This window comes from Aquirufa nivalisilvae (genome assembly GCF_004307455.1).
GTDB lineage: Bacteria > Bacteroidota > Bacteroidia > Cytophagales > Spirosomataceae > Aquirufa > Aquirufa nivalisilvae.
Map to the genome: position 1 here is coordinate 820898 of NZ_SEWX01000005.1, position 19749 is coordinate 840646.

Annotated in this window: 18 protein-coding genes; 9 read left to right on the forward strand and 9 right to left on the reverse strand. The window is 39.2% G+C overall.

The annotated features are described in order from the left end of the window. Nucleotides 1–9: 9 nt before the first annotated feature. The 4 genes from EWU22_RS10485 to EWU22_RS10500 form a co-directional block, all read right to left on the reverse strand. Entirely contained in the window at nucleotides 10–1164 is a 1155-nt protein-coding gene (locus EWU22_RS10485; protein WP_130925484.1) for a DUF4249 domain-containing protein, read from the reverse strand. 2 nt (nucleotides 1165–1166) lie between these two features. Then, the gene (locus EWU22_RS10490) at nucleotides 1167–3578 is read right to left on the reverse strand and encodes a TonB-dependent receptor (protein WP_130925485.1); all 2412 of its coding nucleotides are present in this window, start codon (nucleotides 3576–3578) and stop codon (nucleotides 1167–1169) included. A 61-nt stretch (nucleotides 3579–3639) separates the two neighbouring features. Beyond that, nucleotides 3640–4728: a complex I subunit 1/NuoH family protein gene (locus tag EWU22_RS10495; protein WP_109323280.1), complete on the reverse strand. Its 1089-nt coding sequence runs from the start codon at nucleotides 4726–4728 to the stop codon at nucleotides 3640–3642. Between the two features lie 3 nt (nucleotides 4729–4731). Beyond that, complete coding sequence (locus tag EWU22_RS10500) at nucleotides 4732–5895, reverse strand: trans-sulfuration enzyme family protein (RefSeq protein WP_109323281.1); 1164 nt, start codon at nucleotides 5893–5895, stop codon at nucleotides 4732–4734. A 203-nt stretch (nucleotides 5896–6098) separates the two neighbouring features. Between EWU22_RS10500 and EWU22_RS10505 the strand changes: the two genes are divergently transcribed. The 6 genes from EWU22_RS10505 (at nucleotide 6099) to map (ending at nucleotide 11353) form a co-directional block, all read left to right on the forward strand. Further along, nucleotides 6099–7460, forward strand: coding sequence for a 3-keto-disaccharide hydrolase (locus EWU22_RS10505; RefSeq protein ID WP_109323282.1), 1362 nt, complete (start codon nucleotides 6099–6101; stop codon nucleotides 7458–7460). Between the two features lie 29 nt (nucleotides 7461–7489). Further along, nucleotides 7490–8824, forward strand: a complete 1335-nt coding sequence (locus EWU22_RS10510; RefSeq protein ID WP_109323283.1) for a Gfo/Idh/MocA family protein — start codon at nucleotides 7490–7492, stop codon at nucleotides 8822–8824. A 125-nt stretch (nucleotides 8825–8949) separates the two neighbouring features. Then, on the forward strand, nucleotides 8950–9738 hold the full coding sequence (locus EWU22_RS10515; RefSeq protein ID WP_231962875.1) for a PASTA domain-containing protein: 789 nt from the start codon (nucleotides 8950–8952) through the stop codon (nucleotides 9736–9738). A 4-nt stretch (nucleotides 9739–9742) separates the two neighbouring features. After that, nucleotides 9743–10045: a rhodanese-like domain-containing protein gene (locus EWU22_RS10520; protein WP_130925486.1), complete on the forward strand. Its 303-nt coding sequence runs from the start codon at nucleotides 9743–9745 to the stop codon at nucleotides 10043–10045. A gap of 1 nt (nucleotide 10046) precedes the next feature. After that, nucleotides 10047–10328 (forward strand): rhodanese-like domain-containing protein, encoded by a 282-nt coding sequence (locus EWU22_RS10525; RefSeq protein ID WP_130925487.1) that lies wholly within the window; start codon nucleotides 10047–10049, stop codon nucleotides 10326–10328. 260 nt (nucleotides 10329–10588) lie between these two features. After that, nucleotides 10589–11353 (forward strand): type I methionyl aminopeptidase, encoded by a 765-nt coding sequence (map, locus tag EWU22_RS10530; protein ID WP_130925488.1) that lies wholly within the window; start codon nucleotides 10589–10591, stop codon nucleotides 11351–11353. A gap of 238 nt (nucleotides 11354–11591) precedes the next feature. Here the strand turns inward: map and EWU22_RS10535 are convergent, their stop codons facing one another. The 5 genes from EWU22_RS10535 to EWU22_RS10555 all read right to left on the reverse strand — a co-directional run bounded on the left by EWU22_RS10535 (nucleotide 11592) and on the right by EWU22_RS10555 (nucleotide 16778). Next, complete coding sequence (locus EWU22_RS10535) at nucleotides 11592–11783, reverse strand: hypothetical protein (protein ID WP_130925489.1); 192 nt, start codon at nucleotides 11781–11783, stop codon at nucleotides 11592–11594. Nucleotides 11784–11882: 99 nt separating this feature from the next. Further along, a complete protein-coding gene (gene miaA / locus EWU22_RS10540; protein ID WP_130925490.1) occupies nucleotides 11883–12785 on the reverse strand; it encodes a tRNA (adenosine(37)-N6)-dimethylallyltransferase MiaA in 903 nt (300 codons plus the stop codon). Beyond that, nucleotides 12782–13441 (reverse strand): hypothetical protein, encoded by a 660-nt coding sequence (locus EWU22_RS10545; RefSeq protein WP_130925491.1) that lies wholly within the window; start codon nucleotides 13439–13441, stop codon nucleotides 12782–12784. The genes miaA and EWU22_RS10545 overlap by 4 nt, the downstream gene beginning before the upstream one ends. A 9-nt stretch (nucleotides 13442–13450) precedes the next feature. Beyond that, nucleotides 13451–15124: a sodium/sugar symporter gene (locus tag EWU22_RS10550; protein WP_130925492.1), complete on the reverse strand. Its 1674-nt coding sequence runs from the start codon at nucleotides 15122–15124 to the stop codon at nucleotides 13451–13453. A 97-nt stretch (nucleotides 15125–15221) separates the two neighbouring features. After that, nucleotides 15222–16778 (reverse strand): NFACT RNA binding domain-containing protein, encoded by a 1557-nt coding sequence (locus EWU22_RS10555; protein WP_130925493.1) that lies wholly within the window; start codon nucleotides 16776–16778, stop codon nucleotides 15222–15224. A 26-nt stretch (nucleotides 16779–16804) separates the two neighbouring features. Here EWU22_RS10555 and EWU22_RS10560 point away from each other — a divergent pair, with 26 nt between their 5' ends. Genes EWU22_RS10560 through EWU22_RS10570 form a run of 3 tightly spaced genes read left to right on the forward strand, consistent with a single transcriptional unit; the run spans nucleotide 16805 to nucleotide 19743 of the window. Further along, entirely contained in the window at nucleotides 16805–17395 is a 591-nt protein-coding gene (locus tag EWU22_RS10560; protein WP_130925494.1) for an IMPACT family protein, read from the forward strand. Nucleotides 17396–17413: 18 nt separating this feature from the next. After that, nucleotides 17414–18253 carry a fumarylacetoacetate hydrolase family protein gene (locus EWU22_RS10565; protein WP_130925495.1) on the forward strand — a complete coding sequence of 280 codons (840 nt, stop codon included), beginning with the start codon at nucleotides 17414–17416 and terminating at the stop codon, nucleotides 18251–18253. Then, nucleotides 18253–19743 carry an aldehyde dehydrogenase (NADP(+)) gene (locus EWU22_RS10570; RefSeq protein ID WP_130925496.1) on the forward strand — a complete coding sequence of 497 codons (1491 nt, stop codon included), beginning with the start codon at nucleotides 18253–18255 and terminating at the stop codon, nucleotides 19741–19743. The genes EWU22_RS10565 and EWU22_RS10570 overlap by 1 nt, the downstream gene beginning before the upstream one ends. The last annotated feature ends 6 nt before the right edge of the window (nucleotides 19744–19749 follow it).

Here is a 19749-nt window from a genome sequence, read left to right on the forward strand (position 1 = left end):
GCAAAATTCTTATAAAGTCCACCCTTCTGGTGTAATCTTTGTTCTTGATGGCCCTTCAAAACATGGAACACGATCCTGACATCCTGGAGAAGCCCCCGGACAGAAAAACATTTCACCTGGAACTTGAGGAATAAAAGCCTTTTCTCCAGGAGGAATTCCCTTAGTACGATCTATATAAAAGATTTTCTTACTCACAGAGAATACATTGAATATGCCTAATATTTTTTCACTTGGATTCGTGGTCGATTTCACATTGACAGAAAATCTTGTTTCAGCCGGAACATCAAATAATGAACCACTCGATTGAACTTGAGCAATTAAACTTTGATAAAACAAAAAGGCACTTTTTGAAATACCTCTCTGCTCTAAACGAAAGTAATAAGGCGTGTAATTATCAAAAGGTGCACGAGCCACCTGACGACCCACGATTCGTTGTCCGTTGGTTAACACGTCAGAAAAAACATTCAAATCATTATTGGTTGAAATATCCCAACATTTACCATCACATGAATAATTCAAGATTTGATCGGTGGCAACCGCAGGAGTAACACAAGTATTTTGTTTAAAATTCCATGTAGCTCCACCAGTACAAGTAGCACAAATGGTGATTGGTTCATAGTGCTTCCAATTCCACATGTAATAATCGCCTTCCTTAGGGCTATCTTTGAAATCAAGGTAAACTGTATAACCAGTTCTCCGAACATCTCCTTTCGAATACTGATCCAATACTTCAAATTGGGTCACAATATTTTCAATCTCAGGGACTGAATTCATTTCTTCTTGACTACTTTGATATTGTCTTCCATCCAATGTTTTAATAAACAATTGATAGGTTGAACCTACTTTACCTGCAAAACCAGTGGGTGGTAAATAGGTTCCTGTTGTGCCACCTGTAACTTCCTTAAAAGTAGTTTTTGTACCCGCTTGATCCACGATGTACACGTCTGCTTTGGTAATTGGAAGTGATAACACGGACATAATTCGATTGGCTGAACTAGTTAATCGGATCTTACACATACTGGGATCATTGACAATGTCAGCTTCAATTGTCATGTAAGAAGTCGAGTCTATTTGTGCAAAATCTTTAATAGGATTGATGCAAGCCCATGTCATAAAGATCATGGCAAAACTCAAGAAAATATAGCTAATTAACTTATTAGGCATTTCTATAAAAATTTAAAATTATAGGTCAAGGATATAAATGGAGCAGCAAATACACTTAGCTCATAGGCCTGTAATGCTTGCTTATTCGATTTAAAGAATACCGAATAAGGGTTTTGTCTTCCATATAAATTATACACGGTAAAAACCCAACTTCCTTCCCATCTCTTTTTTACCATAGATGGGTTACTGATGGTCCATGAGAAATCCAAACGGTGGTAATCTCGAATGCGGTCATTGTTCCTTGCAGCAAATACAGGGTATCTTTTACCTCCGATTTCATAACTCCCAGATGGTGATGAAAATGGACGACCCGTATTGTACGCAAAAGTAAATGAGAAACTGTGGTGGGTAGTCGGTTGAATATTCAACATCATATTGAAGGTATGAGGTTTGTCATAATTCGTGGCAAACCAATCTCCCCCATTAATCGCTTGAACCTCAGGAAAATCTCCAACCATTTGATTGAAAGCGCGAGCATAAGTATAACTCACCCAACCGGAAACTTCCCCTTTTTTCTTTTGAACCATTAACTCCACGCCATATGCCTTACTTTTTCCCGTTATCAACTGGGTTTCTATGGTTGGGTTCAATTGTAAATTGGCACCAGAAACAAAATCAAGGGTGTTTCTAACATCACGGTAATAAGTTTCCAAAGAAGCTTCATACACGTTTTCATTGTACGTTTTGAAGAATCCTAAAGAATAAAAATCTGATTGTTGCGGCTTGATGAATGAGTCAGCGGTTTTCCAACGAGAAGTAGGTAAAGGGGTCGTATTGTTAGAAAGCAATTGAAAGAATTGCTGCATGCGATTATACCCAAATTTCATAGTCGTATTTTCTGCCAAAGAATACTTCATCGTCAATCGGGGCTCTAATCCGCCATAAGAAGCCATTACTTCTCCATCGCCATATACTTTTTTCCCAATGACGCTATTTGCCGATGGCATCCTACCTGGATCGTATTGGTTGACAACTCCTGCACCTAAGCGCCAATATTGCGCATATCGTAAACCCGCCTGAATGGTAAACTTAGGACTTACTGTCCATTCATCATCAGCATAAACAGCTGCCTCTACAGATTGTTCATCAGGTAAAACCACGCGAGCAACCCGAGAAACCACCCCGTCATTCAATGACCCTGGCTTCACATAATAACGGGTAGCCATAGCCCCAAAATTCATTTTATGACCATCGGTTGGTTGTAAGTCAAAGCTTACGTGTACATTTTTATAATCAATGGAACTTTGCAAATCAATCGTATTGACCGTATCAGGAGAATACGTTTTCGTTTTGTATAAGGTACTCGTAGCACTTAACATCATATTCAGCTTATCTGAAAAATAATGATTCCAATGAATAGCCAAGTTATTATGCCCATAATCAAACGAAGTGCGCTTTGCCACCACGTTTTCAATACTAAATAAGGAATCAACTCGATAAAAATCTTGACTCAAATAATTGGAAAAGGAGATCGTATTCTTATTATTGGGACGATAGAAAACCTTAGTTGCCACATCCATAAAATTGGCACGGATATTTTTCAACTCTGTTGGCGCGAACCATTTGAACATGAAATCATTAACTGAAAGTCGGCCCGCAATCAAAACAGATAATTTCTCCTTTACTAAAGGTATTTCTGCCATCACTCGGTTGGAAACCAAACCTATTCCTCCTTGCATCTTGAACTTCTCTGTATTGGGTTCAATCATTTTGATATCCAATACAGCAGCCGTTCTACCTCCAAATCGAGAAGGAACTCCACCTTTATATAATTCTAAATCGCGAATAGCATCAGAAGCAAATACGGAGAACAAGCCAAACATATGAGTTGGATTGAAAATGGGCGTATTATCAATGAAAATCAAATTCTGATCCACATTAGAACCTCGAATATTTAATCCATTGGCACCCTCTCCCACCGAAGAAACGCCGGGAAGTGTTTGCAAACTTCTAATGACATCAACCTCCCCCATCATGGTAGGAAGCTTCTTAATTCCTTTTAAACTTAGAACTGTAACTCCTAATGAAGGAGTTTGGATATCACGCTTCGTAGCGGCACTGGATACAATGACCTCTTCCAATTGCTTGGTCACATCATTCAGCTGAGCATTGAGTGTGGTATTCGCTTTGATATAGACTTTAGTCCTGTAAGGATTATATCCTACGTGACCGATTTTCACGACATATTCCCCATAAGGCAAATAAATACGATACATACCTAAAGAATCAGTGGATGTACCAGATTTCTTAAAATCCACCGAAATATCCGCACCTCGGAGTGGTTCCCCTGTTTGAGCATCGATAACTTTTCCTTCTAAATAGGGTAAAGTAGTAGTCGTTGATTGTGAATAGCTTTTATGAAAAATGACTAGGCAACATAAGACATAAAAGACTCTAGTAAAGAGTTTTATCATATAACTGGTTTGAGGTTATAAAACCAATTATACGTATAATACTTGATAAGTAGAAATGAAATTACATGAACATCGACCAAATCGAAGATATTGCGACGAAAACCAAAGCGGCTGGAGTGAGGACTTTCCAACATAAATACATCAGCTGATCTACCCTTAATCTAGGTAAAGTCCAGCGTACCCACATTTGTATGGCAATCAGAACATAGGTCTTTAACATTATCCAAACAAAACCTAAAACGGTTGCCCATATAGTCCCTGGTGTTCCATTGGTCCAATCTGCCAAACGTAAACTTCCTATGTTTGGAAAAGGAGAATACCATGCACCCCAAAAAAGTATTACCCCTAAAACACTGACAAGGAGCATCATTCCATATTCCGACAAAAACAATAATGCCCAACGCATTCCAGCATATTCCGTATGAAAACCTCCTACCAATTCGGATTCTGCTTCAGGTATATCAAATGGCGCGCGATTAGCCTCAGCTAAACTGGTGATGAAAAACAAAATGAACAGAAAAAAGAAGAAGGGCACTCGTACTACATTCCAAGTCAAAATCCCACCTACATGTGTCACATCCCATTGTAAAAAAGATAAACCGAATAGAAAGTTGGTCTGTTGACTAAATATCCCTTGTTGCAAGGCTATCTCTTGTAAATTCAAACTGGAGGAAATCAATACGACACACAGAATACTCAAACCCATGGGAATCTCATAGGAAACCAATTGTGCCGCTGAACGAATCGCCCCAAGGAGTGAATACTTGTTATTGGAAGTCCATCCTGCCAGTAATATCCCTAAGGAATCTAAAGAAACGATGCCCATTAATAACATGACTCCCATTTCGGTTTGGCTGCCTTGCAAGAAACTACCTGAACTTAAAGGGATCACTGAAAATGAGCCAAAAACAGCCAAAAAAATGATCCAAGGAGCAAATAAGAACAATTGCTTTTGGGCGGATGCAGGGACTATGTCTTCCTTTTGAAATAATTTCAACAAATCAGCAAATACTTGCAATAAGCCCCATTTACCTACTTCCATAGGCCCCAAACGGTCCTGCATAAAAGCAGATAATTTACGTTCTACGTAAACACCCACCACCACATTGATAGTCAGTAATACCAAACATACCACTAGGGCTATCCACATGGATTAAAGTTGATTAAGAGCGTTTAAGAAATCTTCTTTTAAATCCTCAATCGCTTCCAAACCTACGGCTACCCGGACAAGTCCGTCTGTAATTCCTACGGCAGCACGATCCTCTGCAGATAATTTCGAATGCGTAGTTGATGCAGGGTGAGTTAAAATAGTACGCGTATCTCCCAAATTAGGCGAAATAGACACGATTTGAAGCAATTGACTTAATTTTTGGACTTTCTCAAATCCCCCTTTGATATCTAAGGTTAAAATACCTCCCCCATATTTCATTTGCTTTTTAGCCAATTCATATTGCGGATGACTCTTCAAGAAAGGGTATTTCACCGCTTGAACAGCTGGATGGCCTTGTAAAGCCTCAGCCAATGCCAAGGCATTTTCTGCATGCTTTTGCATACGCAAATCCAATAATTCTAAACTCTTGGATAATATCCAAGCATTGAATGGAGATAATGATGGGCCTGTATGACGAGCAAAAAAACGTATTTCAGCAATGTATTCGGCCTTTCCACAAACTACACCACCTAACACACGTCCTTGTCCATCAATGTATTTAGTCGCAGAATGTAGTACTAAATCTGCCCCTAAATCCAGAGGAGTTTGCAAAATTGGCGTGGCAAAACAATTGTCTACCGCTAAAACAATATCCTTCCCCTTTTTCAAAGCCGCTAATTCTGCAATATCAATTAAATCCAAGCCTGGATTAGAAGGACTTTCACAGAAAAAGAATTTGGTATTGTCTTTGATTGCAGCTTCCCAAGCTTTGATGTCGTGACCATCTACAAAAGTGCATTCAATGCCCCATTTAGCGGTAATTTTAGTCAAAATTTGAATCGCTGATCCAAATAATGCATTGGATGCTATCACATGATCTCCTTGCTTTAATAAACCAGCTAATGAAGAAAAAATAGCCGCCATACCCGTTGAAAAAGCCAAACCAGCTTCTGCATTTTCCAACATACACATCTTCTCCACAAACTCATCTACGTTGGGATTTTGGTAACGAGAATAGATATTTCCTGGAATCTCTTCTGCAAAAATGGCTCTTCCCTGTTCTGAATCCTCAAAGGTAAAACTTGAAGTAAGATACAATGGCACCGAGTGCTCCCGGTTATGAGAACGCTTGGCTTGAATTCGGATGGCTTGAGTTTGTTTCTTCATGTAGGCGATATTTAATCTACAAATTTAATGGAATAGCCCGAAAATCAAATTTAATATTTCTTCCAAAAGGATTCTCATTCAATTCACCAATTCTAAGAGAAGGTCAAGACCCTATAGAAAAATAAGAGGATTAATCTGGAGAATTTGAGTAAATCAATTCTTTTTAGGACTTTTACGAGTAATTAATACATTTAAAAGAAACTATGAAAAAATTATTTACTCTACTCCTTAGTTTAGGGGTATTGATGCCAGCTCTGGCGCAAAATGAACAATGGACCAATCTTTTCGATGGTAAAACGTTCAAAGGATTCAAACAACTCAACGGTCAAGCTAAATACGAAGCCAAAAACGGTGTCATGATAGGCACTACCGTAGCCAATACACCCAATTCTTTCATGGCAACTGAAAAAGAATACGGTGATTTTATCTTAGAAGTCGACCTTAAAGTGGACAATTCGATGAATTCAGGTATTCAAATCCGTAGTCTTTCTACTCCTGAATACATGAATGGTCGTGTTCATGGCTATCAAGTGGAAATAGATCCTTCTGACAGAGCATGGTCAGGCGGCCTGTATGATGAGGCTCGCCGTGGCTGGTTATATCCAGTAGAAGAAAATTCAGCTGCTAAAAAAGCATTCAAAAAAGGGGAATGGAATCACTATCGTATAGAGGCTATCGGAACTACCATTCGTACCTGGGTAAACAATATCCCTGTTACTTATTTAGTAGATGATATGACTGCCAAAGGATTCATTGCTTTCCAAGTGCATGCCATCGGTAAAGATCAAAAAGAGGGTACACAAGTGATGTGGAAAAACATCAAGATTCAAACAGGTAGCCAAATGCGTCCACGTCCTTTGGACAAAACTACTCCAGTAGAAAATTATACCTTAAACACTCTTTCTCCACAAGAAGAAGCACAAGGATATAAATTATTGTTTAACGGTAAAGATTTAAACGGCTGGCGTTCGGCTTTCAAAACTACGGCTCCTCCTTCAGTTTGGACCGTAGAATCAGATGGTACCTTACACGTAAATAGTAAGGGTGGAAAAGAATCAGGTAATGGTGGCGATATTCTAACCAATGATCAATTCGGCGCTTTTGAATTGGTTTTTGATTTCAAATTAACAGAAGGAGCTAATTCAGGAGTAAAATACTTTGTCGATGAATCATACAACTCAGGCATGTCGGCCATTGGTTTAGAATTTCAAGTATTAGATGACGACAAGCACCCTGATGCTAAGTTGGGTACAGAAGGAAATAGAACATTGTCGAGCTTATATGACTTGATCCCTTCCGACAAAGACAAACGTTCCGTTAAAAAAATTGGTGAATGGAATCGCGGTCGTGTGATAGTTTACCCAAATAATGTTGTTCAACATTGGTTAAATGGCATCAAAGTGATTGAGTATGTTCGTGGAAGCAATATTTATAAAGTGTTAGTAGCGCATAGTAAATACAACAAATGGCCTGGTTTTGGTATGAAAGCCAAAGGCCCGATCTTGTTACAAGAGCATGGTGATTCTGTATTTTACAAGAACATCAAAATCAGAGAAATTAAATAACAACCGATACCTCAAAAATAATTTTTAACATGAAAAGAAGAGATTTCATCCAAAAGAGCGCAGTTGCCTCCTTAGGAACATTTGCCTTCAGCCCTAAATCTTACAGCAAGATTCTTGGAGCAAATGACCGTGTTCGTGTAGCCTGTGTAGGTTTTTCTGACCGTCACCGTTCTTCACACGTTCCTCCATTCAAAATTTTACAAAAAGAAATGAATTTTGAAATGGTGGCAGTTTCTGACCTTTGGAACCGCAGACGCGAAGAAGGAAAGGCTTATTTGGAATCCCAATTAGGAAGCAAAATCACTACTTACCGTAATAACGACGAGTTATATGCAGCTAAAGGAGTAGATGCAGTATTTATCTCAACAGCGGATTTCCAACATGCCTTACACACCATTGAAGCGGTGAAAGCGGGTTGTGATGTATATGCAGAAAAACCATTGGCAGAAACAATGGAAGATGCACGTGCTGTATTAAAAGCCGTAAAAGAATCCAATAAAATTGTTCAGATAGGATCTCAGCGTCGTAGTGGTGCCAACTACTGGGCAGCAGATGAGTTTATCAAGTCGGGCAAATTCGGTGATATCAAAATGGTAGAGTTGATGTGGAACGTCAACCAACCAGGTCGCTGGAGAAGAGTCAACCTTTGCAAAGACTTAAAAGAATCAGATATCGATTGGAACCGTTTCTTGATGAACCGTCCTAAAGATTCATTTGATCCTCGTAAATATTTAGAATACCGTCTATTCTGGCCATATTCTTCAGGAATTCCAGGTCAATGGATGTCTCACCAAATTGATACTGTTCACTGGTTCTCAGGCTTGGCGCATCCACGTTCTGCGGTTTCCAATGGAGGTATCTACCAATGGAATGATGGACGTAAAAATGCAGATACCATGACTACGGTATTTGATTACGGCCCTGCAGACCAACCAAACAAAGGCTTCCAAGTAAGCTTTACATCTCGTTTCTCTAACTCCGCAGGTGGAACTAAAGAAATTTACTACTCAAATGGTGGTGAATTGAACTTAGATACCAACATGATCTCTCCGAATGGTGGATTAACTGAAGGAGAAGCTAGAGGTATGGGCATGCAGGCGAATTTATTGCCAACCTTGAAAATTGAAGGTCCTAAAGTAGAGACTGGATCTAACACAGGTGGTGATAGCTTAACATTTGAGCACATCAAAAACTGGATGCAATGTGTACGTTCACGTAAAACTCCTAATGCTCCGATTGAAGCAGGTTACCAACACTCCATTGCTACGATTATGGCCAATGCGGCTTATCGTACAGGAGAGCGTGTTACCTTCAACGAGAAGACACAAGAAGTTATGGCAGGATCTAAAGTATTCAAATACTAAGAAATAGCTAAGTATAAGAACCGGGTGGTTGAATGACTACCCGGTTTTTTTATGTCCAAACTAAGGATTCGGTTGACAAAATGGGTTTTTGTTTTCCCGACAATTCCCTAACTTGCATTCAATATTTGAACGCATCCCTCATGATGAAAATCCCTACCCAAACCAAAAAAGATCTGTACACGCACATAGCGATTCTGATCTCCTTATTTCTGGTTTTATTTTTCGGGTTCTTTTTTGTGTATTTGCCTTGGAGTACCCATCATGGGGAAACCATCAAAGTTCCTAATCTGAAGGGAATGACCATGGAAAAAATGGAGGAATTGGTCGATGCCAATGACTTAACATATGAAATTTCCGATTGCACCTTTACGGCAGATAAACCACCTTTGACGATACTTTCTCAATACCCTTTACCGAATGCTTTGGTGAAGTCGGGAAGAAAAATTTACATCACCATCAATTCAGAAACCCCTCCTACCATCAAAATGCCAGGTTTGATAGGCTTATCGGTGCGAAGTGCTGAGCAGCAATTATTGATTTCTGGATTGAGAAAAGGAATTGTGCATGAAATCAATGACCCTAGGGTTAAAGAAGTGATTGAAATGCAAGTGAACGGGCGGAAGATTGAGGCGGGAGCAACGATTCCCAAAGGAACCATGGTTGATTTATTCATAGGAAATGGAACGGCCAATGTAGAAATGGAATTACCAGATTTAGTGGGTAAACCTTTGGATGAAGTCAATATTATTTTGGCAGGCATGAACCTAACGGTTGGTAAAATTTATTACGAAGCGAATGAAGAATTTCAGCCTGGCGTGGTATTTAAGCAAGTTTGTGCCACTTGCACCGGAACGAGTATTCACCCAGGAGATACCATTGACCTTTGGGTTGTAGGTGGCGGAGAAAATCAATAATCACATGGAAGATATTACAATAGAAGAATTAAAAGAGAGAATGGATAACAATGAGGCATTGTACATCATTGACGTCCGTGAAGAACATGAATTTGATGAGTTCAACATTGGAGCTCAATTAATCCCTTTAGGAGAATTACCTGAAAGATTGGATGAAATTGAAGCAGATAAAGATGCAGAAATCATTGTTCATTGTCGCTCAGGAGCTCGTTCTGGTCGTGCTAAAGAATATTTAAGTAGCGAAGGATACAGCAATGTCCGTAATTTAGTAGGCGGCATGCTCGCTTGGCAGGCTGCTGGATATTAAGATGCAATCCATTTCGGCTGTTACATTCAAAGAACAAATCAGCCACTTACACCTCCTGGATATACGTACTCCCCGCGAGTGGGACGACTTTAATCTGGGAGGTGTTCATATTCCACTCGATCAATTATTGGACCGTATCGAAGAAGTCCAGCAGATCCCACAACCCATTACTGTCATTTGTTACAATGGTACGCAGAGCTACATCGCGTGTCGACTTCTTTCAGCGAAAGGTATTTCATGCCAGAATCTAGAAGGGGGATTGGAGGTGTATTTGGGGATTTAGAAATTAGGGATTAGATGTTAGTTATTAGTTATTATGGGTTAGAATTTTATTCATTAGGTTCTTACCAACCATTTTCAGAATTGAATTCATAGTTTCTCTTTTAGGAAGACCAGTGGATAAAATGTACTTATTTTATCGGCTAAATATAATATTTTAGCTCTCCATTATTTACAAGTTTTGTAGATTGGGGAGGTTTTAGGGTGTAGAGCGAATAATTACCATTCAGACTAAAAGAAGATCAACAACAGAAATATACGAGTATGTCCATAACAACAGAATCAGAATTAATTGGAATGAAAAAAGTAAGTGACGTTGTTGCTTACACCCTAAAAGAAATGAAAAATTACGCCAAGCCGGGTATGACAACCAAAGAGCTTGATGACTTTGGGGCGAGTATTTTAAAAGAATTTAGAGCAAATTCCGCACCGTTTATGACCTACAAGTTCCCTGGTTGGACTTGCATTAGCGTAAACCATGAATTCTGCCATGGTATTCCTTCCAAAAACAGAATTCTAAAAGAAGGCGATTTAATCAATATAGACGTTTCTGCTGAGCTTGATGGTTATTGGTCTGATAATGGAAACTCATTCGTCCTTGGAGATGACATTCATCAACATCAAAATTTAGTGAATGCATCTAAAGAAATATTGCAAAAAGCAATCCATCATATTAAAGGTGGAGTAAAAATAGCTGATGTGGGTTTTCTAATGGAAACAGAAGCTAAAAAAAGAGGCTATAAAGTAATTAAAAATCTTGGTGGACATGGTATCGGCAGAAGTCTCCATGAGCAACCAGATGAATTGCTGAATTATAAAAATAAATTTGACCAAAGACGATTTAAAAAGAACTCTGTAGTAGCTATCGAAACATTCATTTCAACTTCTTCTACCTATACGGTGGAGCTTAATGACGGCTGGACAATGGTTGGAAACAAAGGAGGTTATATGGCACAACATGAGCATACCATCGTTGTCACAGATGGAAAACCCATTATTCTAACAGAAATGAATGGCGTTTGGAATTAGTAATAACCTAATCAAGCCAATACATTCTTCATTCTACATGGAAAGGTCAATCCCTATGAAAGAATAAAGCCATATGCGGAGTGAACATCGGTTCTGTGCAGCAGAATTCGTCTTAGGATTAACCGTATTTATTCTGTTTTTTTTGTTTCTTTTTTTTTGAAAAAAAGAAATACCATATGAATTAAATCTTCGGAAAAGCTATTTTTTAGGGCTCTTTCTTGTTGTTTTAACAAGAACACTATAGTTCAGCAAATACTAAGGATTTTCTTTTTTTGTCCAAAAAAAGAAACAAAAAAACTTCTTTTATGTCGTTCAGCAAAGGCGAATTCTGCTTCGCAGAACCGTGATTCACTCCGCTATCGCCTATATTTTTGACGCCATCGCGCATCGCCCATGCTGAGGTCAAAACCTCGTCTACCGCTTCGTTCATCACATTTCGCTCGTGCAGACCGACTTGATTTCCTAGCTAAAATTCAACTTTATTTATTCTACACTTTTCATTCTACATTGAACGACTAATCCCTATTAACTAATAACTAAACCCTAATAACTCCTCTCTCGCTTCATCAGGATGCATAAACCGAAACTCCCCTTGATGTCTAAACCAAGTCAATTGTTTTTTGGCATAATGCCGACTATTTCGCTTCAATAAGCGAACCATTTCAGTTTCATCGTATTCTCCCTTCAAATGCCCATAAACCTCTTTATAACCTAAGGTTTTCAGCGCATACAGATGTTGGAATTCTTGATATTGAATCGCTTCGTCAACAAGTCCTTGAGCTAACATCTGGTCCATGCGTTGATCAATGCGGGCATACAATTCTTCTCTGGGTCTATCCAAGCAGATTTTGATGGCTTGGAAGGGTCGGTCGGCCGACTGCTTTTTTCGGAAATCAGAATAAGGCTTACCTGTAGATAAACAAACTTCTAAGGCTCGGACAATGCGTTGGGGATTCTGTTGATCTACTTGAGCAGCATACATTGGATCTAAGCGCTGCAATTGCTCCCACAATGGCGCAATTCCTTCTTTCTCCAATTGTTGCATCAATTGCTCTCGAAGCACCAAGTCCACATCGGGCATTTCATCCAAACCTTCCAATAATGCTTTGATGTATAAACCAGAACCACCTGTTAAAATGACCACTTCATGCTTTTGGAATAGTTGCTCCAACAGGATTAAGGCCTCTCTTTCAAAATCACCAGGTGAGAAATATTCTTGAATGGAATGAGAATCAATAAAATGATGTTTGATACCCCCTTGCTCCTCCTTAGTGGGTTTGGCAGTACCAATAGCCAACTCACGATAAAACTGTCGGGAATCTGCCGAAATGATCTCGGTACGTAACTTTTGAGCTAGCTCAACACATAATGCCGTCTTCCCCACCGCCGTTGGGCCCGCAATCACCAATAAAATAGGTAATTTTTCCTTCATGAATGCTTCACTTTTTGGGTATATTTCTTGACAAAGCGTCCAATCAATGGACCCACGATGATGCCAGGCAATAACCAAAAAACAAAGGAAGGAATAAATTGAGGGAAAATGGAACTATTGACCACTAAAAATGCAGTTAATGAGGCTATATAAGTCCCCATCATGCGTTGAATATGCTGAGAAAGCCAAGCTAGTTTTATGCTATAGCCCGACTTTTTGAATAGATAATCTTGCCTTACAAATCGAAGTCCGATACTTCCAAATACCAAAAACACAATACCGAAATTCTTAGCTTGAACCAGCAGGTAGATTCCAAAAGCAATAAAAATGATTCCAAAGACCAACATAAATGCCGAAATCACGTAGTCAATTACTTGTGCTTCCTGTTCTTTCTTCTTAAAACGAAGGTAACGCTTAGCACTCAGGTTCATGTACAAAGTAAAAATACCGACAATGAACAAAAAGTAATTGGGATGAAGGACAGCCATGACCAAGGAAGTGGCTCCAGCAAGGCTCATGCCCCAATAAAAAAGGAGGCCCAGTTTTCGGTGGTTCCTATCCCCTTTTCGTAAAAAGAGAATCAACGTTCCTACCAATAAACCTAGGCCTCCCCCAGCAATATGTAAACACAAAAGAGAAAAAAAGACTTCTTTCATGTTTCGTAATTACCAGAAATAGGTGTATAAGAAAGTCAAAATAGTACAAATCACCACCGAACCTACAATGAATGTAGGGGATAATTTGAACATACTAGCATCAATTTCTAATCCCTTAGGATTATTTTTGCTTTCTGGATCTGCTAACGAAATAATCACCATACAAGTCACACAGAAAATAAATACCCAAGCCATACGATCCATGAATGGAATCATCATACGACCTGTTTCATCAGGGAATGAAGAATAAAAGAAACATTCCGTTACACCAGTCCAAGAAGGAATGTATTTGGTCATAATTGAAAAGGTTACCCCTCCTAATAAGGCCACTAAAGCAGCTTTAGAAGTAGCTCTTTTCCAGAAGAAACCTAAAGTAAACAAGGCAAAAATACCCGGTGATACATAACCTGTATACTCTTGGATGAACTCAAATCCTCCTTTTTTATCAATACCCATCATAGGTGCTACAATCACTGAAGTAACCATCGCTCCAACTACAGCAAAACGACCCACGTTCACTAATTTCTTTTCAGAAGCATTCGGGTTGATGTATTTCTTGTAAATATCAAGTGTAAAAATGGTTGAAATAGAATTGGCCTTACCTGCCATAGAAGCTACTACTGCTGCGGTTAATGCAGCAAAAGAAAGTCCTTTCAAGCCAGTAGGCAATAAATTCAACAATACAGGATAGGCATTATCCTTATTCAGTACGCCATCCTTCAACATTTCTGTTTGGAACATACCGTCCTTATACAACAAATAAGCTGCAATACCTGGTAATACCACAATGATTGGCATCATCAACTTTAAGAAAGCAGCAAATAAAATACCGTTTCTCGCAGTTTTTAAATCCGCTCCTAAAGCGCGTTGAGTAATGTATTGATTACATCCCCAATAGTTCAAATTGATGATCCACATACCTCCAATTAACACAGCTAAACCAGGCAAACTTGGGTAATTAGGATTTCCCTTTTGTAAAATCATGTGGAAATGCTCTGGCGCCTTCGTTAATAAGTGATTCACGCCATCCACTACTCCTGAACCACCGAAACGGTCAGTCACCATATTCAAGGCTAAATAAGAAGTCGCTAAGCCTCCTAAAACTAAAAATACTACTTGAATAACGTCGGTGTAACCAATTACTTTCATCCCTCCAAGTGTAATGAAAATAGCAAATACCGACATACCTATCATACATACAGTAAAGTCGACACCTGAGATGGTCGTAACTGCCAAAGCCCCTAAATACAAAATAGATGTTAAGTTAACGGTAATGTACAACATCAACCAGAACACCGCCATGATCAAACTGACCGTTGGACTGTAGCGTTGAGTCAAGAATTGAGGCATGGTAAAAATCTTGTTCTTCAAATAAATAGGCATGAAGAATATCGCCACAATTAATAAGGTTGCGGCTGCCATCCACTCATAAGTAGCAATGGCTAAACCTAATCTAAAACCATCACCAGATGTACCAATAAACTGCTCTGCAGAGATATTAGAGGCTATTAATGAAGCTCCAATAGCCCACCAAGTCAATGATCCTTCTGCTAAAAAGAAGTCGTTGGAATTAGAAATTTTTGATTGTCTTTGTTTGTAAATCCAGTAACCATATCCGGAAACAACAATAAAATAAAAGAGGAACACGAGGTAATCGAGTAACTGTAAACCTTGAGATTGCATAGTTTTTTATAAAAGTGAATGGGTCAAAAGTTTACTAATTTAGAGGAATCCGAAGGAAAATAAAAAAATATTGCAGAATAGTTAGACAAAATGTGATTTAATCTATTCTTGCTGGTGGTACTAAGATCACCTCTTCGCGGTCTATAATCACCTGACCGGCTAATAAATCTTTCGTCTTTCTAATGTACTTTTTAGAACTGATGATCACTGGACATAAACTCTCATGTTGCCTTTTAGAAAAATGCGCCGCTAAGCCAGCCGCCTCCTCGATAACCTGTTTGGGTACTACTTTTTGTTGAGGATTTCGAATCACCACATGAGAACCAGCCACATCTCGAGCATGCAACCAAACATCGTGCCGTTTGGTATACTTCATGGTCAATAAATCATTGTTTTTGGCATTTCGACCTACCCAAACTGTCCAACCTTGTACATCAAATACCTTAAATGGTATTTCTTCTACGGCTTTTTGAGAAGTATCTTTTGTTAATAGCGGAATAAATGTTTTCAACTGCTTTCTATTGGTGGCTTGATTTACTTGCTCCCAACGCTCTTCCCACAGCTTGATTTCATCCCTTTTACGATCCACTTGCTCTTGCCAATGGGCCAATTCTTTGGCATAATTTTTCGATTTACGGTAATAATTCTCCGCATTTTGAGAAGCACTCAAACTAGCATTCAGCTTGACTTTAATGGTGCTATCGCGATAAAAATCAGGCAGCTCTACAGCATTAACATTAGCAGGAATCAAATGCAAATGTGCCATGATGATATTGGCAATCTCTTCATAAGGAACGCTAGCTCCCCTTTTACTTCCTTGATTCAACAAGTCCTGTAAGTATAATCGAGTCTTGTCTTGAGCTCTTTGAAAAAAAGTAAGTAACTGGGTTTTTTCTTTAAGAAACTCCCCAATGGAATAATGATATTTATATAATGCATTTAATGCTTCCAAAGGGTCATGCCCCACATACAACGCTTCTGCTTCCGATTTCAATAAGCTAAGAAATACCCCATCCTCTCGGTGATATACATATAATGTTGGGTTTTCTAAATCGGCTTTTAATGTTTGAAGTATTTCCCAGCGAGGTTTCAACAAAGCATTTTCATATCCTAAACTCAACAGATGGGCTTTTATCTCTTTTCCAAAAGTGGGAAATAAGGCTGAATAATTTCCATCGTTTGCTTGGAATGCCTCCCAGCTTTGATCTAAGGGGCGGTGGAGATTTGCTAATGAAATTTCAGCATCCTTCTTCAATCTAGATTGAAAGAGGCTTTGAAACTCTCCATCTCGAAATAAAATAATATTGGCTCTATTGCCATACATTTTGAAAAGCAGCACAAAATCCCCTAAAAAATGAAGGCTAAAAGCGCGTTCATTCTCATACATTTCCACTTCTTGAACCTCAGCCAAAAGAACATCTGAAAATAAATCGACAGAATTTCTTCCAGCACGATGAAAGTTGTCCGGAAATTGCAAACAAGAAAACTGAGGTCCCAAACAGCATTTCATCCAAAATTCTTCCCCATTTTGGCGTTCAAAACCTAGTACTAATTCATCCTTTTCTTGGGAAAAACATTGCTTCAGACGTGCATACATCAGTTTTTGACGTAAGTTAGACGCAAGAACTCGCAAGAAATAATAATTATTGTGCATAAATTGCGGAGAATTTAATCCTCTTCATGTCCAAGCAAGATTCATATTTAACCATTGCTTCTCCTTCAGAGGGTCTGTACAAAGATAAAGGAAGTAAATTCATCGGCATGGCCTATCCAGTGAAAGATCTGGAAGAAATTAAAAGTATACTACAAGAATTAGCCTTATTGCATCCAAAGGCACGACATATTTGTTATGCATATCGATTGGGATTCAGTCAAGAGGAAGCCCGCTCCAATGACAATGGTGAACCCTCAGGAAGTGCGGGTAAACCCATTTTGAATACCATTTTATCTCATCAACTGCATTATGTATTCATAGCAGTGATTCGATATTTTGGAGGCACATTATTAGGAGTTCCTGGTTTAATTCATGCCTACAAAGAAGCCTGTCTAGATGCCTTAGCTCATGCTGAAATATTTGAATATGAACCTTTGGTGGAAGAAGAAATCGAATTCCCCTATTCTGAGCTAAATGAGGTCATGAAAATCTGCAAAAAATTACCAATTCGAATACTAAATCAAAAAATTGACAATCTTTGTACTTTCAATCTTTCCTTTACACAAAGAAATGCTTCTGAAGTATTGAAAGCTTTGGAAAAGATTAGCCGAAATTAATACATAAACCTATTTCAAATGAACTATTTTAAGCTGTACCGTACTCCTCACGGACATGTCATTCAATCCAGTCAATCGGATAAATCTATTTTTCACCAAGCCACTTCTTGGGATGATTTCATCAATCAAGAAAATTTATTTGAAGCGTGTGCTAAGGCCTTTGCCCATGGTACGGAAGTGAATTTTGGCGATATCCATTTGTTGCACCCAGTAGACCAACAAGAAATTTGGGCGGCAGGTGTTACGTATTTACGAAGCAAAGTGGCTCGAATGGAAGAATCTAAGGAGTCAGGAGGAGATACATTTTATGACAAAGTATATTCAGCGCCTAGACCTGAAATTTTTTATAAAGGGAATAGTCATAGAGCCGTTGGACAAGGTGGCGAAGTAAGAATTCGTAAAGATTCCGCTTGGAACGTCCCTGAACCGGAATTAACACTTTTCGTCAATGCTCAAGGTCAATTAGCAGGTTATACCATTGGGAATGACATGAGCTCAAGAGATATTGAAGGAGAAAACCCTTTGTATTTACCACAGGCCAAAGTATACGATGGTGCTGCGGGCATAGGACCTTGTTTATTGGTAACAGACAAACCATTAGCACCTGAAACGGTGATTGATATGCGTATTTTCCGTGATGGCAATGAGGTTTTTCAAGGAGATACGCAAATATCTCAAATGAAGAGAACTCATGCGGAATTGGTTGAATACCTTACTCGTGAAATGACCTTTTCAAAAGGAACTTTCTTGATGACAGGAACCTGTGTGGTACCTGATCATCCTTTTACCTTGCAATCAGGCGATCGCATCGAAATTCAAATTGAACCCATTGGAACTTTAATTCAAATTGTAGCATAATGAACCTTACAGGTGAACAAATCATAGGAAATACATTTTCCAAATTAGGTACGAGTACTTTTCAAGGTATGCAAGCCGATTCAGGTATTGCCATATCTACCCCATTTTATGAAGCAACTGCTGCAGAAATAGACTTGGCCATTGCTAAAGCTAAAACAGCTTTTGCTAGTTTAAAAAAAATATCCGATGAAAAAAGAGTCTTGTTTTTAGAAGCGATAGCGGAAGAAATCATGGCCATTGGTGACCCTTTAATTGAAATGGCCTGTTTAGAAGCAGGGCTGCCAACTGCTCGTATTCAAGGTGAGCGCGGACGTACCACAGGACAGGTGTTGGCTTTTGCTAATTTCATCAAAAACAAAGCTTGGGTTAATCCGATTGATGATCCCGCTTTGCCGGACCGACAACCCTTACCTAAACCAAGCTTATTCCAAAAACAGATTCCTTTAGGACCTGTGGCGGTATTTGGTGCTAGCAACTTCCCATTGGCCTTTTCAGTAGCTGGCGGAGATACCATGGCAGCTTTAGCTGCTGGCTGCCCAGTTGTTTTTAAAGCTCACCCAGCCCATCCAAACACTTGTGAAATGGTAGGTAGAGCTATTCAAAAAGCGGCTCAAAGAACTCAGATGCCAGAAGGTATTTTTTCCTTGGTGCACACTACTTCCCATGAATTAGGAGGTTATTTAGTGCAGCACCCCGACATTCAAGCGGTTGCGTTTACAGGATCATACCGAGGAGGAAAAGCATTGTATGATTTAGCTGTAAGACGTCCTAACCCAATCCCTGTATATGCTGAGATGGGAAGTATTAATCCGGTGGTTCTCCTTTCGGAAGGACTGGCCACGAATGGGGCTGGCCTAGCAGCTAATTTCAGTCAATCGGTTTGTTTAGGACAAGGACAATTCTGCACTAATCCAGGCTTAATCGTCATTCAAAAATCCGATGCAGCGTTTCTACAGGATTTAGCAGCGCAATTAGACACGATGTCATTGAATGCATTTTTAACGCAAGGAATTGCGCAAGCATTTACCAAAGGATGTGAAAAATTAGACCAACATCCGGACGTAAATCGATATACTACTCAAGCCATTCCTTCACCAAGCTTATTCGTTACTTCGGCTCAAGCAGCCATGAAAGATCAAGAGATTTTAGAAGAGGTATTTGGACCAAGTACCCTGGCTGTTGTGGTGGAAAACCAAGCGGAATTGATTGCCTTTATTGAATCTTTACCAGGTCAATTGACTGGGACTATTCATGGAACAATCGAAGAGATTAAGGCATTTCCAGAACTAATCGAAGCTTTGAGTTTACGCGTAGGTAGAATTTTACTAAATGGATTCCCAACTGGTGTGGAAGTTTCGCCAGCCATGGTTCATGGAGGCCCTTTCCCTGCCACCAGTGATTCCAGAGGAACATCAGTTGGTACGCAAGCCATTTATCGTTTTACGCGTCCGATTTGCTACCAAAATTTTCCAGCTGAGTTAATCAATTAGTTGATA

Excerpts from the sequence above, each read along its gene's own strand:
- EWU22_RS10525 (WP_130925487.1), top strand. The coding sequence starts at position 10,047 with ATGCAATCCATTTCGGCTGTTACATTCAAAGAACAAATCAGCCACTTA.
- EWU22_RS10505 (WP_109323282.1), top strand. The coding sequence starts at position 6,099 with ATGAAAAAATTATTTACTCTACTCCTTAGTTTAGGGGTATTGATGCCA.
- EWU22_RS10545 (WP_130925491.1), bottom strand. The coding sequence starts at position 13,441 with ATGAAAGAAGTCTTTTTTTCTCTTTTGTGTTTACATATTGCTGGGGGA.
- EWU22_RS10565 (WP_130925495.1), top strand. The coding sequence starts at position 17,414 with ATGAACTATTTTAAGCTGTACCGTACTCCTCACGGACATGTCATTCAA.
- miaA (WP_130925490.1), bottom strand. The coding sequence starts at position 12,785 with ATGAAGGAAAAATTACCTATTTTATTGGTGATTGCGGGCCCAACGGCG.
- EWU22_RS10500 (WP_109323281.1), bottom strand. The coding sequence starts at position 5,895 with ATGAAGAAACAAACTCAAGCCATCCGAATTCAAGCCAAGCGTTCTCAT.
- EWU22_RS10570 (WP_130925496.1), top strand. The coding sequence starts at position 18,253 with ATGAACCTTACAGGTGAACAAATCATAGGAAATACATTTTCCAAATTA.
- EWU22_RS10490 (WP_130925485.1), bottom strand. The coding sequence starts at position 3,578 with ATGATAAAACTCTTTACTAGAGTCTTTTATGTCTTATGTTGCCTAGTC.
- EWU22_RS10550 (WP_130925492.1), bottom strand. The coding sequence starts at position 15,124 with ATGCAATCTCAAGGTTTACAGTTACTCGATTACCTCGTGTTCCTCTTT.
- EWU22_RS10485 (WP_130925484.1), bottom strand. The coding sequence starts at position 1,164 with ATGCCTAATAAGTTAATTAGCTATATTTTCTTGAGTTTTGCCATGATC.
- EWU22_RS10520 (WP_130925486.1), top strand. The coding sequence starts at position 9,743 with ATGGAAGATATTACAATAGAAGAATTAAAAGAGAGAATGGATAACAAT.
- EWU22_RS10495 (WP_109323280.1), bottom strand. The coding sequence starts at position 4,728 with ATGTGGATAGCCCTAGTGGTATGTTTGGTATTACTGACTATCAATGTG.
- EWU22_RS10555 (WP_130925493.1), bottom strand. The coding sequence starts at position 16,778 with ATGCACAATAATTATTATTTCTTGCGAGTTCTTGCGTCTAACTTACGT.
- EWU22_RS10560 (WP_130925494.1), top strand. The coding sequence starts at position 16,805 with ATGTCCAAGCAAGATTCATATTTAACCATTGCTTCTCCTTCAGAGGGT.
- EWU22_RS10510 (WP_109323283.1), top strand. The coding sequence starts at position 7,490 with ATGAAAAGAAGAGATTTCATCCAAAAGAGCGCAGTTGCCTCCTTAGGA.
- EWU22_RS10535 (WP_130925489.1), bottom strand. The coding sequence starts at position 11,783 with ATGAACGAAGCGGTAGACGAGGTTTTGACCTCAGCATGGGCGATGCGC.
- map (WP_130925488.1), top strand. The coding sequence starts at position 10,589 with ATGTCCATAACAACAGAATCAGAATTAATTGGAATGAAAAAAGTAAGT.